Consider the following 15026-nt stretch of genomic DNA (forward strand, 5'->3'; position numbering starts at 1 on the left):
ATATAAAAAAGGATTTTTATGTCAAATATCAACACACAAAATTTACAAAGTCTTTTGACTACAAACACAAGAGACGCTCAAAGTCCTTTAGCAGCTAGTGCAAGAAATTCTCAAAATCCTTCCACTGCTAATACAAGAGATATTAAAAATACAAAAGATGATTCTCATATTGAGCAAGGTAACGATGGATTAGTTACAAATCCTAAAGCAGAACTTGATAAAGATGCTTTCTTGAAACTTCTTTTAATAGAACTTCAACATCAAGATCCTACTGATCCTATGGATACAGAAAAAATGCTTACTCAAACAGCACAGCTTTCAGCACTTGAAATGCAAGATAATACCAATAAAACTATGACTCAACTTGTTAATGCAATGACAAAATTACAAAATTCTATTGCAGCAAGTACTGGAATGAGTGCATTAGCAGCAGTTGGAAAACTTGCAACCGTAAAAGATAACTATCTCATAGTAGCAGATGATGATATACAATTCCAAATCAATATGTACCTACCAAAAGAGCCTCAAAAAGGAAAGAAAACAGATATAGATACAGAGGGATTTGAATTAAAGAAAAATGGTGAAGATAAGCTAGATATTACAGGTAAAGTGGATAAAGAAGTAGCAAAACCTGGAGATACTATACACATTAAATTAAAAGATGATAAAGGCCAAGAAGAAACAGTTCAAGCAGTGGTTGGAGAAGATCAAAGCTTTAAGATTATAGGACATACTCCAAGTGTTGATATAAAAACAGCTAAAATCGATTCAGCTTATAAATCAGATAGCGAGCCTGTAACATTTACAATTTATAACGAAGCTGGTGATCCTGTAAGAACAATGAGTGTTAAAGATATGAGTGCTGGCATGAAGCAAATTGTTTGGGATAGAACAGATGATAGTGGCAACCCGGTTCCATCTGGAAAATACTATGTAAGAGCAAGTTATATAGGTGAAGATGGAACAACAGTAAATTCAACCTATGGAGCTTATCCTATTACTGGGGTTAAATTTGAAGATGGCGAAGCCTTGGTTGGCATGGGTGGTAGCTGGGTTAAATGGGAAGATATTAAAGAAATTACAGGATAAAATATGTTTACAGCATTTTATAATGGAGTAAATGGAGTAAAATCTCAAAGTTATAGTATCGATAATACCGCTCATAATATCAGCAATGTTAATACGGTTGGGTTTAAATACTCCGATGTAGCTTTTAAAGATGTATTTTATAGCACAATAACAACACAATCGTATAATAAAGGTCAAAGTGGCTATGGAAGTGTAGCGAGTTCTATAAATGATATTTTTGAACAAGGACCTATAGTATCTACAGATAATGAATTTGATGTAGCAATTACTGGTAAAGGTTTTTTTGGTGTAAGTAATGGAAATGGCGTTTATTATACTAGAAATGGGGCATTTAAGCCTGATGCAAATGGCTTTTTAGTAGATTCAAATGGTAATTATGTGCTTGGCACAATGAACCCATCTTTAAAAGAAATTCAGCTAAGCGATAGGGTTTCTAATATGTTTGGTCAAGTTATGGGGCAAAAAGTTACCACAGCTTGGAGTGGAACACCTGGAGAGAATTTTCAAATAGGTGGAGTTAATACTCAAGGACCTATTTCTGTACCTAAAAATCTTTATTTGCCACCTCAGCCAACACAAAATATCACTTGGAGTGGAAATTTAGACACAAGCACCAAAACAGAAGCGGTAAATGTAGATGTAGATGTTTCTAAATTTGAATTTATTAAAAATGAAGATGATAGTGTAAAAATTTCAGGTAGTGTAAAAGATGAGCAAATTTATGGTTTAAAGCCTGGTGATACCATATATTTTAAAATTACAGATGAAAAAGGTGCTAGTCAAACATTACAAGCTACTTTAGATGAAAATTTATCTTTTAGCATAGATAATCAAAAATTAGATAAAGTAGATTTAGAAACAGCCAAATTAGAATCATCTCATTTAAGCGTAGAAAAAGAAGTAGCTGATAGCTCAGAACTTTCTGCAAAATTAATAAATCCTGATGGTTCCATTAGTTGGGTTAGAGTTAAATTAGATAGAGTTTTACCTCAAAATGGAACAAATTTAGAATACAAAGCAGTCGCTCAAGTATATGATAATGATGGTAATAAAATAGGTGGAACAACCGAAGGTTTAATCACATTTAACGAAGCTGGAGCTTTGATCTCAAATACCCTAAATTCAGTAGATAATAACGGAACTCAAGTAAAAATAAATCTTGGTTCTTATTATGATCCAAATATACCAAATTCAGGTTATGATGGTCTTCATGCTCTAAAAAATAAACAACCTTCGGTGCATACACAAACAGATGGCAAAGGTGAGGGGTTTTTAAATAATTATTCTATCAATACAGATGGAACTATAATAGCCACCTTTACAAATGGGGATCAAATAGCTATGGCAAAAATTGCTTTATTTAACTTTATGAATGAGCAAGGATTAGAAAAATTAGGGGAAAATCTCTATGGTCAAACTGGCAATAGTGGCAATCCAACATTTTTATTAAATGATAATGGAACATTTAGCACTGCTAAATTTGAAGGTAGTAAATTAGAACAATCTAATGTAGATTTATCTGTAGAATTTGTAAATTTAATTACTTTACAAAAAGCTTATGACTCAAGTAGTAAAAGCATTACAACAGCTGATCAAATGATACAAAAAGCAATCAATATGAAACGCTAATTATTAGCGTTTTCTACTTGATTGGGTATTTTTTGATCTTGCTCTAAAATGTATTTTATTTCTTGTTCGAAAAATTCATATACCCTAAGCTGTATTAAAGATTCTTCCTCGTTTTTATCTATCAAACGCTCAAGTCTATTAAAGTTAATTTTCTTTGCATACCTTGGATTTTTTTTCAAAAGCAAGGCAATGTTTTTAAGTAAAGAATCTAGGCTAAGTTCATTTTTTAAAACTCTATCTACATATTCTTTAGAAGTTTGCACTAAAATAGCTTGTCTGCTTTTATCATTAGGGTAAACCTCGCTTGCAATATCAGATAAAACTTGCCAAATTTCAGCTTTTATATTTTTATTTGCCACAATAATAGCAGCAAAAGATTTTGCTCTAAATTCTAAAGACAAATGACTAGGTACAAAAAACTCTCTAAATTTAGATAAAAAATTTGCAAATATACTTAACATACTTCACCTCAATGTTTTTTAAGATATTTTAAGGTATTATTTTGACTGCCTTCTCTTAGACCTGTGCAATGCTATTTTTAAGCACCGCTTCAGGGTGGGAACACAGCAGAGCACTTAGACTTAGTGTGTGCCGCAGTTATCTGGGAGAGGGTTTTAAAGTTTAAAATATCCTTTAATATCCTCACAAATTCTAAAGAAATTTACCCCATTAATAGTCGGGTTTGTTTTAAAATACTCATACATTCCAGTAAAACCACTTTCTAATTCTTTAGACTTTACTCCATAACTAATTGACAAAGCTGCCTCTATAAAAGCTGCTAACTTATCACAATATTTCAAAGCTTTTCCATCTATAGCCTTAAAACGATCCTCATTAACCGCATCTAAACTACCACTATAAACACTTGGCTTGTTATTAAAAATACGATTTTCAAATTCATTTTTTACAAAGGCACTTTCTTCATTCTGTCCTTCTCTAATACCAAGTATATAGCTAAATTCTTCTCTAAAAGATAGCGGTATAAAAGGTAAAATTCTCTCATTAATAAGCTTCATTTCATATTCATTGATGATTTCATTTAAACCATCTATGCCATATTTTACCGGAGAGATGATATCTCTAGTTAAACTTTCAGGTAAATCATGAAACAAAGCGCAATAAAAATTGCTTTCTATTCTACCATCGCATGCTTTTACTTCTAAAGAATAAAAATAAGACAAAATAGCCACCACAAGCATATGTCCTAAAACCGCGGTTTCAGGAATTCTTGGAGTTTGTGCCCATCTTTTTTGAAAACGCAAGCGTCCGCTTAGATCGATTATTTTAGAAATTTTTTGATTAAGAGCTATTTTTCTTGCTCCGATTAATTCATAATAATCTTCTAATTCTTCTTCAACTTTAGCCTTAATCTCATCAATATCACTTAAAAATGAGCTAGTTTGATAAACTATATTAAACTCCCATCTTGTAGCAAAATACGAAGCAGCTTTTAAAATAAGCCTTTCTTTTGCATAATCTTTACCTTGTAAAAAAAGCTCATAGCGTTTTAAAAACGCACCATTTTCTATATCTTGAATCATCGGTGCGATTTTACTTAACACCCAAGCACTTACTTGCTCATTTTTTGCACGCGTTATCTCATGATACACATCAGGGCGTATATCAGTCACTACTACCCTACTTAAAAACTCAAAAATCCCAGCTTCTATGATAAAGCGCATATTGACATCTTTTTCCATTTTAGCAATGAAATAAGCAATGATAAATTTATGCGCTTGTTTATCAAGCTCGACTAAATTTGTCATTCTGGGATAATCATTCCATCTTGATATAGAAGCAGCTTTAAAAATATGCTCTATTAATTCTACACTAATCATTTATTTCCTTTTTTTGCTGTGATTTTACTTTATTTTATAATCTTTAGCAAATTTTGTATTTTAAAAATAAAATATAAATATCAATATTTTTATGAAAATAATTATGTCAAAGAAATCTACAAATAGCATTGATTATAATCTAACAAAAAACTTGTAAAGCTAAAAAATAAAGCAGTCTTAAAAAATTAAGAATATGCTGTAAATTTAACAACTAAATAACGATGGTTCTTTATAGTTGACATCAAAAACCTTGCGAGCTAAATCAATAAATTCACCTGTATATCTATAAGACGATGGTTTTCCTTTATATAAATTTTCTATTCCATATCTCTTTTCTACCGGACAATAAACAACCTTCTTATCTTTTTCAAGAACCTCTAAAAGCTTAGCTTTCACTAAATTTTTTTTGAAATCATCAAATTTGATTTTGTGTTGCGCATTTTCTTCTTTTAGAATGTCAAAAACTTCCTTTAATGAATATCCATTGTTTTTTTCAAATATTTCATCAATTTTATTTTTTAGCATAGTTAGTGTATAGCTGTTATTGTTTATCGCTCCATTGTTATAATACACATATTCTTTCTCATCACATTCTATTTTTATAAATGTTTTTTTAGAATCAATTGCTTTTTTGATATTTGTATAACTACCTTTACTTTTTCCATCCCATATACAATAAAAGAAATCACAATCTTGAACCATCTTCTCATCTTTAAATGTTTGCTTTTCTCTTTCTTTATTATTTTTATCTTCAAGTTTTTCATCAAAGTTACATTTCTTAGATTGAAATTTGTCACAAATTTTGTTTCTTGGAAAATCATTAATGTGATATACAACAACATTGTTATACTCATTGTCGTTGTAAAATTTTTGGATGTTTAAATCTACACCAAGAGCATCTCCAACTAAAACAGTATAATTCTTTTGCATGATATTTTTTAAATTCTTAATCGAACTATCGCTTAACTTTTTAATTGAAATAGATCCGCATATAAAAATTTTCATTTATTTTTCCTTGTTTTTGTTAGTGTGACAACATAAACATTATCAACTTTTCCATGTTTATAAAGTGTATTTGTAATTTCATTTAATGTTGCTCCACTTCTATATAAATCATCAAAAAGTAATACTTTTTTATTTTTATATCTTAAATCAACTTTAAAAATATTTTCCAATTCTTTTTTTCTATCTTCCAAGCTAGCTATAGATTTTAATTCTTTCACATGTCTTGTTTTATTAATATAATTAAAATCAGCTGGAATATTTGTCAATTTAGATATCATGTATGTTATATAATACAAAGGTTGGAATTCTCTTTCCTTTGAATATGGAACTGGAATAATAACATTTAAATAAGGAAAAACTAAAAGTTTTTTTATGAAATTTGTTGCTATTTGCGCTAATTGTAAACCCATGTTTTTCTTTTGTTCTATTGAGAAATTACCATATTTGATATCATGAAGAATTTCTCCTATTTGTGTATATTGGTTGATAAAATTTCCAAACTGATCTTTAGTGCTAGATATTGTATGCAAATCTAAAGCTACACCGTACTTCCACTCTCCTGCAAGTTTTTCCATATTTAATTCCATTTAAGCTAGACTAAATACTTATTTTATCACATTAACTAGCATTTGCAGAAAATAAATTTATTTAATATAAAAATTTATATATTTTTTGTTAAATAATTTATAATAATAAACACTAATAAATATTTTTAAAAACAACACTTTATTTACAAAATTCACGACAATAATATTTTAAAATACCAATTTAAAAAATTGCGTTTTAATTTAAATTTTTATTTTCTCTGCATAGTTTATCTCATTTTTACAGATACTTTAAAAGTTTAAATTGTAAAATAAAATATATCTAAAACGCGATAAAAAAAGGAAATAAAATGATCACAATTGCTATAAATTTCAATTTTATAAATATAAAAAATTTTAGCCAAGGATTAGCCGGCGTAAAGATAAATGACAAATGGGGATTTATAGATAAAAATGGGGAGTTTGTAATAGAACCTAAATTTGATGATTGTGAAAAATTTAGCCAAGGATTAGCCGGCGTAAAGATAAATGACAAATGGGGATTTATAGATAAAAATGGGGAGTTTGTAATAGAACCTAAATTTGATGATTGTGAAAAATTTAGCCAAGGATTAGCCGGCGTGGGATTAAATGGTAAAGCTGGATATATTGATAAAAACGGGGAATTTGCAATAGAACCTAAATACAACAAAGTCATAAATTTTAGCGAGGGCTTGGCAGGTGTAATGCTGGATAACAAATGGGGTTTTATAGACAAAAACGGAAATTTTATAATAAAACCTATATACAACAAAGTTGTAAGCTTCAATGAAGGATTAGCTGGAGTGGGATTAAATGGTAAAGCTGGATATATTGATAAAAACGGGGAATTTGCAATAGAACCTAAATTTGATGATTGTAGAACTTTTAATGAAGGATTAGGGTGTGTTTTGTTAAACAATAAAATAGGATTTGTGAATAGAAACGGAAAATTTATATTGGAAACTATTTGCGATAATATTCTTAGTTTTAATGAAGGATCTGCTGGATTTAGAATATTTGGAAAATGGGGTTTTATAGATAGAAGTGGAAAAGTTATAGTAGATATTAAATTTGATGATGCAAGAGAATTTAATAGTGGATTAGCTAAAGTCAAATTAAATAACAAATGGGGATTTATAGATAGAAATGGGGAGTTTGTAATAGAACCCATATATGATAATATTGAAAATTTTCACGAAGGATTGGCAAAAGCAACATTAAATCAAAAACACTATTTAATAAATAAAAGTGGAGAGATTATAATAGAGAATAATTTTGATAGACTTGGTGACTTTAAAGAAGGAGTTGCAAAATTTAAATTAAACCGAAAATATGGTTTTATAGATATAAGCGGAAAAATCATAACTAAACCTATATTTGATAGTGCTGTGGACTTTAATGAGGAATTTGCAAGAGTTAAAATAAACAATAAGCATGGTTATATAAATAAAACCGGAGAATTTGTAATAGAACCTAAATTTGATAACGGGGGATCATTTAGCGAAGGATTAGCTGGAGTAGAGATAAATGGCAAACATGGTTATATAGATAAAACCGGAGAATTTGTAATAGAACCTAAATTTGATGAATGGGGTTCATTTAGTGAAGGATTAGCTGGGGTAAAGATAAATGGCAAATGGGGTTTTATAGATAGAAGCGGAGAATTTGTAATAGAACCTATATATGATAATGTTATGAACTTTAGCAAAGGTATTTCTAAGGTTAAATTAGACGAAGATTCATTTTATATTAATAAAAAGGGAAATATTGTTGATCACTATTCTAACTAAAAAGCTCTTTTGTTTTATAGAGTGTATATCCTTCATAATAATAGCTTGCGTCAATCCCTCTTGCAAAAATATTAAAACTATAAATATCATCACTCAAAACATTTTGAAGTAAAATTTTTATCTCTACATCTTTAATAGGACTTCTTTGCATTGCCATTATATAATCATCTTTATCTATCAAACTCCAATCAACCACCCTTTTCAACTCTTTTTTAAGTATTAAATCAAGCCAAATTCTCATGCTTCTGCCATTTCCTTCTCTAAAAGGATGAGCTACATTCATTTCTACATATTTTTCTACAATTTGTTCAAAGCAAGATTGCTCCATGAGTTCTATTTTTTTAATTGCCTCATGTAAATAAACAGCAGGAGCAAATCTAAAATTTCCTTTTGAAATATTTACCTCTCTTATTTTTCCTGCAAAATCATAAATATCTTCAAATAATTTTTGATGAATTATCCTTAAGCTTTCAAAACTTCCTGCTTTTAATGTATCTAAAAAACCACTTTCAAATAAAGCTTTCGCTTTTAGTTTGCTTATTCTTTCTTCTTTGGCCAATTCTAGTTGATTTTTTATACCAAGTTTATTTGTAAGTATCATTTTAAACCTTTAAAGTTTATATTTTATAAGATATTTAATATAAACTTTATTAAATTTATGATTTAAAACTCTTTTGTTTCGCTTAATTTAAGATAAATTTCATCATTTTTACTAAGCTCTTTATGATGATAAATACTAAAAATATGCCCTTCCAAACTCACACTTATCTCATAAAAATCTCCATAAAACACGCATTCTAAAACGCTAGCTTTTAAGGGAGTTTGTGTTATTGAAATTTGTATATCATTAGGGCGTAAAATGCCGTTTTTACTTTGTAAATATGCTTTAAAATTCTCATCTAAAATTGTATTTGAATCTATAAAAAATGCCCCACCCAAAAAGCAAGCACTATCTATATTTTTAGGCTTATAAAAAAGCTCTTTAGCACTTCCATAGTCTAAAATTTTCCCATCCTTAATCAAAGCAATATTATCTGATAAATAAAAAGCATCATCTTTATCATGCGTAACAAAAATAGCACTAAGCTTGTGCTCTTTTAAGATATTTTTGATTTCTTTGCGCATTTTAACGCTTAAAGTATGATTTAAATTTGAAAAAGGCTCATCAAAAAGTATGATTTTTGGTCTTGCGACTATGGTTCTTGCTAGTGCTACCCTTTGAGCTTGTCCGCCGCTTAGTTCATTTGGATAGCGTTTTAAAAGCGTATTTAAATTTAAAATTTCTAAAACTTCATCAAGTCTTTGCTTTTGCTCGTTTTTGCTTAAAAAGCTTATACCAAAGCATATATTTTCTTCTACATTTAAGTGTGGAAATAAAGCATAATCTTGAAACAAAACCCCCACATCACGCTCTTGCGGGGCTAGATACACACCCTTGGAAGCAACCAGTTTACCCCCTATATAAATACTACCATCATTGATTTCAAAAAAACCTGCTATACAACCGAGCAAAGAACTCTTACCACAGCCACTTTCTCCCAAAATACTGACAATCTCACCTTCTTTTAAGCTCAAAGAAATTCCTTTTAAAACCTCTGTTTTTCCAAAAGATTTGTAAAGATTGTCAATTTTTAAGATTTCCATTATTGTCCTTTTTGGTTGTTTTTATTTTGCAAATAATGCATTAAAAATGTAGGGATAATCCCAAATAACACTATAATTAAAGATGGCAAAGAAACATTGTAAATTAACTCATTTTCACTATAAGCAAATACAAGTGATGAAAGCGTTTGAAAACCTGAAGGTGAAAGTATAGTTGAAATAGGCAATTCTTTTAAAATATCTACACAAATTATCACCACAGCCAAAGCCAAATAATGCTTCATCAAAGGAAAATGAATTTGAGTGAAAATTTTAAATGGTTTTGATTTTAAGGTTAAATTTGCATAGTCTATATTTTTTGAAATTTTCTCATAGCCTGATTGAGTTGCAAAAATCCCTGAAGCTAAAAATCTCACAAAATATCCAAAAAATAAAACTAAAAATCCACCTCCAACCGCATATTCAAAAGACAAAAAATCAAAGATATAATTTAGCACACCCAAAATCACCAAAATCCCTACAGCTACTACAGCTCCAGGTAAAGAATACCCCAAAGTAGTAAGCCAAAGCATAATTTTAGAAGCTTTTGTATCATTTAAACGCACAACAAAACACAGATAAAATGCCACTATTACTATAGAAAAAGAACTTATCAAAGCTACGCTAAGACTATAAAATGCAGGTGTTAAGGCATTTCTTAAATTTTGTATAAAATCAAATCCAGCCCAATAAACAAGCCATATAATAGGCACTATAAAAGCTAAAAATACCACTAAAAAGCACCAAAAAAATGCCAAAAATGCCTTAAATCCTTTTAATTCTTCTTTGGGAGTTGTTATAAAAATATTTTGCACAAAAGTCTTTTTTCCTCTTTGAATTTTTTCAAAAAGCATTAAAAACGCGATAAAAACAAGCAAAGCCACACTTAAAGCTATAGCACTAACTTCATCACCACCACTTCCCCAAGTCCTAAAAATCCCTGCACTAAAAGTATCTACACCAAAATATGCTACTAAACCATAATCACTTAAAACCTCCATAGCCACTAAAAGCAAAGCCCCTACTATACCCACACGGCAAAATGGTAAAATTACTTTAAAAAATGTTTTTAAATTAGATGCTTTAAGTATTTTAGCACTTAAGATGATATTTCCAAGCCCATAAGCAAAGGTATTTTTAGCAAAAAAATACACATAAGGATAAAGTGCAAAAGATAAAATCACAATTACCCCATAAGCATTCATGATATCTATACGCTTTTCAACACCTAAAAAAGTAGGGATTAAACCTTGAAATTCAAACAAATCAATCCAAACAAAACCCATTACATAAGAAGGTATAGCCAAAGGTAAAATCAAAATCCATTCGAAAAATTTCGAGCCAAAAAATTTATAAAAGGCGATCAAATAAGCACTTACTAAACCTATAATCAAACACAGCACTAAAGTCCCAAACAATATAAAAGCACTACCAAAAATATATCGTGGCAAGACATTTTTGCTCAAATGTTTTAAGGTATTAATATCTATAAAAGGAATGTGTAAGATGATAGCAAGTATAGGCAGTATAATCAAACTACAGAAAAAAAAGGTGATAAAAGACCACCTTAAACTTAAAAATTTCAAATTTTATTTTTCCTTAAAATTATTTCCATTGAACTTCATCAAAAATCATCAAAGCTTCTTTAGCATTACCCCAGTAAGCTTCAAAATTTGGCTTTTCAATTTTAAACTCACCCCATGATTGTAAAATTTTAGCAGGTTTTACTTCTTTATTAACCGGATACTCATAGTTTTGATTTGTTAAAATTTCTTGTGCTTCTTTTGAAAGCATAAATTCTATGAATTTAATTGCTGCTTCTTGATTTTTAGAAGTTTTTAAAACACCTATACCACTTACATTTATATGAGTTCCCCTATCTTCTTGATTTGGAAAAATCACTTTTACAGAATTTGCAGCTTCAACATCTTTAGGATTTTTTGAATTTGCCAAATGCCCTAAATAATAGCTATTTGATATAGCTACATCGCCTTCTTTAGCATAGATTGCACGAATTTGATCACGGTCCCCACCTTTTGGAGTTCTAGCAAGATTTTCAGCTATACCCTTAGCCCATTCTTTTGCTTTTTCTTTACCCAAAGTATCAATCATAGCACTTAATAAAGAAACATTATAAACATTATTTGAACTTCTTACTAAAATTTTGCCTTTAAATTTAGGATCTGTTAAGTCTTCGTAAGTTTTAATCTCTCCATCTTTAACTCTATCTTTAGAAGCGATGATAATTCTAGCTCTTGTGGTAAAAGCATACCATTCGTTGTTTTTACCTCTTAATTCTTTTGGTGAAAGTTTTTCTAACTCAGGTGAGCTAACTGATACAAAAAGATTATTTGTACGAACTTGTTCTAAATTTCCCGCATCAGCAGTCATAAACAAATCAGCTTTTGAATTTTTACCTTCAACTTCTAATCTTTTAGCAAGCTCATTAGCCTTAGCTTGCACCACATTTACACTAATGCCTGTTTTTTCTTGAAATAATTTGAAAATTCCCTTATCAGAATCATAATGGCGATGAGAATAAATCGTAAGTTCTTGAGCACTTAAACTCATAGCTGCTAGTAAAGATAGTAAAACTATTTTTGCTTTCATTTTATAAATTTCCTTAATTTTGAAATTGATAAGGATTATTATATTAATAATTCACTTTATATTTACTTAAATTGATACACATAATCATTTTAAAATAAAATGATACAAAATTAACATAAATCAAGATATTTTTTCTCTCATTTTTATATAATCACCAAAAATACAATATATAAAGGAGAAAAAATGACTCAAGAACAAATTCAAATCATCAAAGATTGTGTGCCAGTTTTACAAAAAAATGGTGAAGTTTTAACTAAAGAATTTTATAAAATCATGTTTGAAGAATACCCTGAAGTAAAACCTATGTTTAATATGGAAAAACAAGCTTCAGGCGAACAACCAAAAGCTTTAGCTATGGCTATTTTAATGGCAGCTAAAAATGTAGAAAATTTAGAAAATATGAGAAGTTTTGTTGATAAAGTAGCTATCACTCATACAAAATTAAATGTCAAAGAAGAACACTACCCTATAGTTGGTGCTTGTCTTTTAAAGGCTATTAAAGTAGTGTTAAATGCAAATGAGGCTACACTAAAAGCTTGGGAGGAAGCTTACAAGGCTATCGCACAATTTTATATAGATATTGAAAAAGAAATTTATACAAAAACTCAACAATAGGCCTTGATTTTCAAAGCCTATTGTAAAAATGCTATCCCTGCTTTAGCTATCTTCACATCCTCATCTAAGTGTGCTCCGCCCACACCTATACCACCAACAACAACTCCATCTATAAAAATAGGCACCCCACCGGGCATAATAGAAAATTTATCATCTAAATAACGAATATCTTCAGGTATTTTACCTTCTTTTACACCTTTAAAAATAATCGCTGTTTCTCTTTTTTGAGAAGTGGCTGTGTAAGCTTTTTTATAACTAGCATTAATCGTATGCACACCCGCCTTATCATCTCTTAAAACTGCTAAGATTTGACCGGATTTATCCACTATAGTAATGCTTACATGAAAACCATTTTTTCTTGCTTCTTTTTTAGCCAAATCCAAAATCCCTTCAACCATTTGCGTGGTTAAAACAGGCTCTTTTACAAGCTCAAAAGTTTTTGCCATCAAACTTACTCCTAAAAATAAACACAAAATTAGTATTTTTTTCATATCTTTCCTTTAAAATTTTTCTACTGCATTTTTTGCTAGCTCTTTTATATCGCCTTTTAATTCGCAAATTTCACCATTTTGTGCAAGTAAAATTCTATCAGCCATATCAAAATACACATCATCATGTGTTATAGCAAATATAGTAACACCTTTTTGCTTTAAAAGTGGCAAAAGCCTAGTATAAAAAAATTTTCTAAACATAGGATCTTGATCAGCAGCCCACTCATCTAAGATCAAAATATCCCTTTTTTCAAGCAAGGCATTAAGCATAGCTAGACGCTTTTTTTGTCCCGCTGAAAGCTTTATGGTGCTAAAAGTATTTTCTACAAGCTCTACTTTTTCATTTAGCTCTAAAATTTCAAGCCAGTATGCTAAGTCCTCTTTGCTAAATTTCTCATCTTCTAAAACATACTCAAATAAATGAAAATCACTAAAAATTGCACTAATTAGATTTCTATACTCATAAATATTTTCTGAAGTTATTTTTTCATCATCTAAAAAAATATCCCCTTTAAAATCTGTAAAAAGCCCTGCTAAAATCATAGAAAAAGTAGATTTACCACTACCATTTTTACCTATTAAAAATACACATTCACCTTTTTTAAGCTCAAAATTTACAGGTTTTAGAGCAAATTTTTCATTATAAGCAAAAGACACATCTTTAAAGCAAAGTTTTTGCCAAGTTTTTTTGTTTTGACTAAACTTAAACTCATGAGTATAGTTTTCTAAATTTAAATTTGAAATTTTATCTAAAGCAATTTTTGCCATCATAAGTGTAGGAAAACTTCCTATCATAGCCCCCAGTGGTGCTCTTAAAAAAAGCACACTTAAAGCTATAGTTGTAGCATTTTGTAAATTTGTAAGTTCATAAGCTAATGCTACATAAAACTCCACTCCCACTAAAGCTAGCATAGCACTATTACTCCAGTTATTAGATAAAATATGTAAGATATTTCCCATAGTAGAACTTTTTTTCTTTTTCAGAGCATTTTTTTCAAACTCATTTTCATAATAATGCTTTGCTCTTAAAGGATTAAGGATTAGCTCTTTATGACCTTGTAAAATGTTTTGATAGTTTTTTTGCAAGGCATCATCATTTTCCCTAGCATTTTTAAAATAAAAATACACCTTACTCATCAAAAAATTATCCACTAAAAAAACACACACTATCCACACCAAGCACAAAAAGAAAATTTCTAAAGAAAGATAAGCTATATAAGTACTTACACAAATAATTAAAACACTTGATTGTATAAACTCAGGCAATCTTAAAAGTCCAAAAGAAATGCTACGCACATCATTATTTAAAGAAGCTAAAATCTTTGCCTTAGTAGTGTTTAAAATACTCAAAACACTTGTGTCTAAAATTTGTTTTACAACTCTTCTTTGCATTTTAAAAATAAAGCTTTGACCAAAAGCACTTAAAGCAATTTCCACAAAAGAAGAACTTGCAAAAAATACAAGCAAAAGCAATACAAAATATAAAATAATATTAGAATTTTCAAGATTAACTTTTAATAAAAATTCATTAATAAAAACTAAAGTTAATACACCTAATACACTTGTAAAAATACTAAAAAGTAAAAAAAGAATGATTTTAAATTTATTTTCTTTAAATAAAATTAGTAAAAATCCCACACACCCACCATTTTACCTCCCTAGAGCTTGCTTAACTTAACGAGTTTGCTTAATAAGGAGTTTATGTTTTTCACAAAAAGCTTTTAGGCTATTGTAGCTTAATCATTCTCTATT

Annotated in this window: 14 protein-coding genes and 1 other RNA gene; 5 read left to right on the forward strand and 10 right to left on the reverse strand. The window is 29.4% G+C overall.

Features of this window, described 5'->3' with window-relative positions; genetic code table 11:
• Window positions 1-18: 18 nt before the first annotated feature.
• Both CARM_RS08640 and CARM_RS07855 read left to right on the forward strand, forming a co-directional pair.
• Complete coding sequence (locus CARM_RS08640) at window positions 19-1089, forward strand: flagellar hook capping FlgD N-terminal domain-containing protein (protein ID WP_139493273.1); 1071 nt, start codon at window positions 19-21, stop codon at window positions 1087-1089.
• Between the two features lie 3 nt (window positions 1090-1092).
• Entirely contained in the window at window positions 1093-2718 is a 1626-nt protein-coding gene (locus CARM_RS07855; protein WP_139426486.1) for a flagellar hook protein FlgE, read from the forward strand.
• Here the strand turns inward: CARM_RS07855 and CARM_RS07860 are convergent.
• Window positions 2715-3179, reverse strand: coding sequence for a hypothetical protein (locus tag CARM_RS07860; protein ID WP_139426488.1), 465 nt, complete (start codon window positions 3177-3179; stop codon window positions 2715-2717). The two genes, CARM_RS07855 and CARM_RS07860, sit on opposite strands and share 4 nt — an antisense overlap.
• Before the next feature lie 52 nt (window positions 3180-3231).
• Between CARM_RS07860 and ffs the strand changes: the two genes are divergently transcribed.
• Window positions 3232-3329, forward strand: an RNA gene (gene ffs / locus CARM_RS07865) — signal recognition particle sRNA small type.
• Between the two features lie 3 nt (window positions 3330-3332).
• Here the strand turns inward: ffs and CARM_RS07870 are convergent.
• The 3 genes from CARM_RS07870 to CARM_RS07880 all read right to left on the reverse strand — a co-directional run bounded on the left by CARM_RS07870 (window position 3333) and on the right by CARM_RS07880 (window position 6136).
• Window positions 3333-4556, reverse strand: a complete 1224-nt coding sequence (locus tag CARM_RS07870) for an HD domain-containing protein (protein WP_139426490.1) — start codon at window positions 4554-4556, stop codon at window positions 3333-3335.
• A gap of 204 nt (window positions 4557-4760) precedes the next feature.
• Window positions 4761-5561, reverse strand: a complete 801-nt coding sequence (locus tag CARM_RS07875) for a hypothetical protein (protein WP_139426492.1) — start codon at window positions 5559-5561, stop codon at window positions 4761-4763.
• Entirely contained in the window at window positions 5558-6136 is a 579-nt protein-coding gene (locus CARM_RS07880) for a ComF family protein (RefSeq protein ID WP_139426493.1), read from the reverse strand. The genes CARM_RS07875 and CARM_RS07880 overlap by 4 nt, the downstream gene beginning before the upstream one ends.
• Before the next feature lie 320 nt (window positions 6137-6456).
• Here CARM_RS07880 and CARM_RS07885 point away from each other — a divergent pair, with 320 nt between their 5' ends.
• Window positions 6457-7917: a WG repeat-containing protein gene (locus CARM_RS07885; RefSeq protein WP_139493272.1), complete on the forward strand. Its 1461-nt coding sequence runs from the start codon at window positions 6457-6459 to the stop codon at window positions 7915-7917.
• Here the strand turns inward: CARM_RS07885 and fic are convergent.
• The 4 genes from fic to CARM_RS07905 all read right to left on the reverse strand — a co-directional run bounded on the left by fic (window position 7910) and on the right by CARM_RS07905 (window position 12168).
• Window positions 7910-8518 carry a protein adenylyltransferase Fic gene (gene fic / locus CARM_RS07890; protein ID WP_139426497.1) on the reverse strand — a complete coding sequence of 203 codons (609 nt, stop codon included), beginning with the start codon at window positions 8516-8518 and terminating at the stop codon, window positions 7910-7912. The two genes, CARM_RS07885 and fic, sit on opposite strands and share 8 nt — an antisense overlap.
• A gap of 62 nt (window positions 8519-8580) precedes the next feature.
• Window positions 8581-9561, reverse strand: coding sequence for an ABC transporter ATP-binding protein (locus CARM_RS07895; RefSeq protein WP_139426499.1), 981 nt, complete (start codon window positions 9559-9561; stop codon window positions 8581-8583).
• Window positions 9561-11144 (reverse strand): ABC transporter permease, encoded by a 1584-nt coding sequence (locus tag CARM_RS07900; protein ID WP_139426500.1) that lies wholly within the window; start codon window positions 11142-11144, stop codon window positions 9561-9563. Before CARM_RS07900 ends, CARM_RS07895 begins: the two co-directional genes overlap by 1 nt.
• 19 nt (window positions 11145-11163) lie before the next feature.
• Window positions 11164-12168 (reverse strand): extracellular solute-binding protein, encoded by a 1005-nt coding sequence (locus tag CARM_RS07905; protein ID WP_139426502.1) that lies wholly within the window; start codon window positions 12166-12168, stop codon window positions 11164-11166.
• A gap of 183 nt (window positions 12169-12351) precedes the next feature.
• Between CARM_RS07905 and cgb the strand changes: the two genes are divergently transcribed.
• The gene (gene cgb, locus CARM_RS07910) at window positions 12352-12783 is read left to right on the forward strand and encodes a single-domain globin Cgb (protein ID WP_139426504.1); all 432 of its coding nucleotides are present in this window, start codon (window positions 12352-12354) and stop codon (window positions 12781-12783) included.
• A 17-nt stretch (window positions 12784-12800) separates the two neighbouring features.
• On the opposite strand, the gene CARM_RS07915 is transcribed toward cgb, so the two are convergent.
• Window positions 12801-13274 (reverse strand): GlcG/HbpS family heme-binding protein, encoded by a 474-nt coding sequence (locus tag CARM_RS07915; RefSeq protein ID WP_139426506.1) that lies wholly within the window; start codon window positions 13272-13274, stop codon window positions 12801-12803.
• 9 nt (window positions 13275-13283) lie between these two features.
• On the reverse strand, window positions 13284-14912 hold the full coding sequence (locus tag CARM_RS07920; protein ID WP_176301019.1) for a multidrug ABC transporter permease/ATP-binding protein: 1629 nt from the start codon (window positions 14910-14912) through the stop codon (window positions 13284-13286).
• Window positions 14913-15026 lie beyond the last annotated feature (114 nt).

This window comes from Campylobacter armoricus (assembly GCF_013372105.1).
In the GTDB taxonomy this organism is placed as follows: domain Bacteria; phylum Campylobacterota; class Campylobacteria; order Campylobacterales; family Campylobacteraceae; genus Campylobacter_D; species Campylobacter_D armoricus.

Coding starts and splice junctions, on each gene's coding strand:
- cgb (WP_139426504.1), top strand. CDS start 12,352: ATGACTCAAGAACAAATTCAAATCATCAAAGATTGTGTGCCAGTTTTA.
- CARM_RS07895 (WP_139426499.1), bottom strand. CDS start 9,561: ATGGAAATCTTAAAAATTGACAATCTTTACAAATCTTTTGGAAAAACA.
- CARM_RS07870 (WP_139426490.1), bottom strand. CDS start 4,556: ATGATTAGTGTAGAATTAATAGAGCATATTTTTAAAGCTGCTTCTATA.
- fic (WP_139426497.1), bottom strand. CDS start 8,518: ATGATACTTACAAATAAACTTGGTATAAAAAATCAACTAGAATTGGCC.
- CARM_RS08640 (WP_139493273.1), top strand. CDS start 19: ATGTCAAATATCAACACACAAAATTTACAAAGTCTTTTGACTACAAAC.
- CARM_RS07880 (WP_139426493.1), bottom strand. CDS start 6,136: ATGGAAAAACTTGCAGGAGAGTGGAAGTACGGTGTAGCTTTAGATTTG.
- CARM_RS07885 (WP_139493272.1), top strand. CDS start 6,457: ATGATCACAATTGCTATAAATTTCAATTTTATAAATATAAAAAATTTT.
- CARM_RS07905 (WP_139426502.1), bottom strand. CDS start 12,168: ATGAAAGCAAAAATAGTTTTACTATCTTTACTAGCAGCTATGAGTTTA.
- CARM_RS07860 (WP_139426488.1), bottom strand. CDS start 3,179: ATGTTAAGTATATTTGCAAATTTTTTATCTAAATTTAGAGAGTTTTTT.
- CARM_RS07855 (WP_139426486.1), top strand. CDS start 1,093: ATGTTTACAGCATTTTATAATGGAGTAAATGGAGTAAAATCTCAAAGT.
- CARM_RS07915 (WP_139426506.1), bottom strand. CDS start 13,274: ATGAAAAAAATACTAATTTTGTGTTTATTTTTAGGAGTAAGTTTGATG.
- CARM_RS07875 (WP_139426492.1), bottom strand. CDS start 5,561: ATGAAAATTTTTATATGCGGATCTATTTCAATTAAAAAGTTAAGCGAT.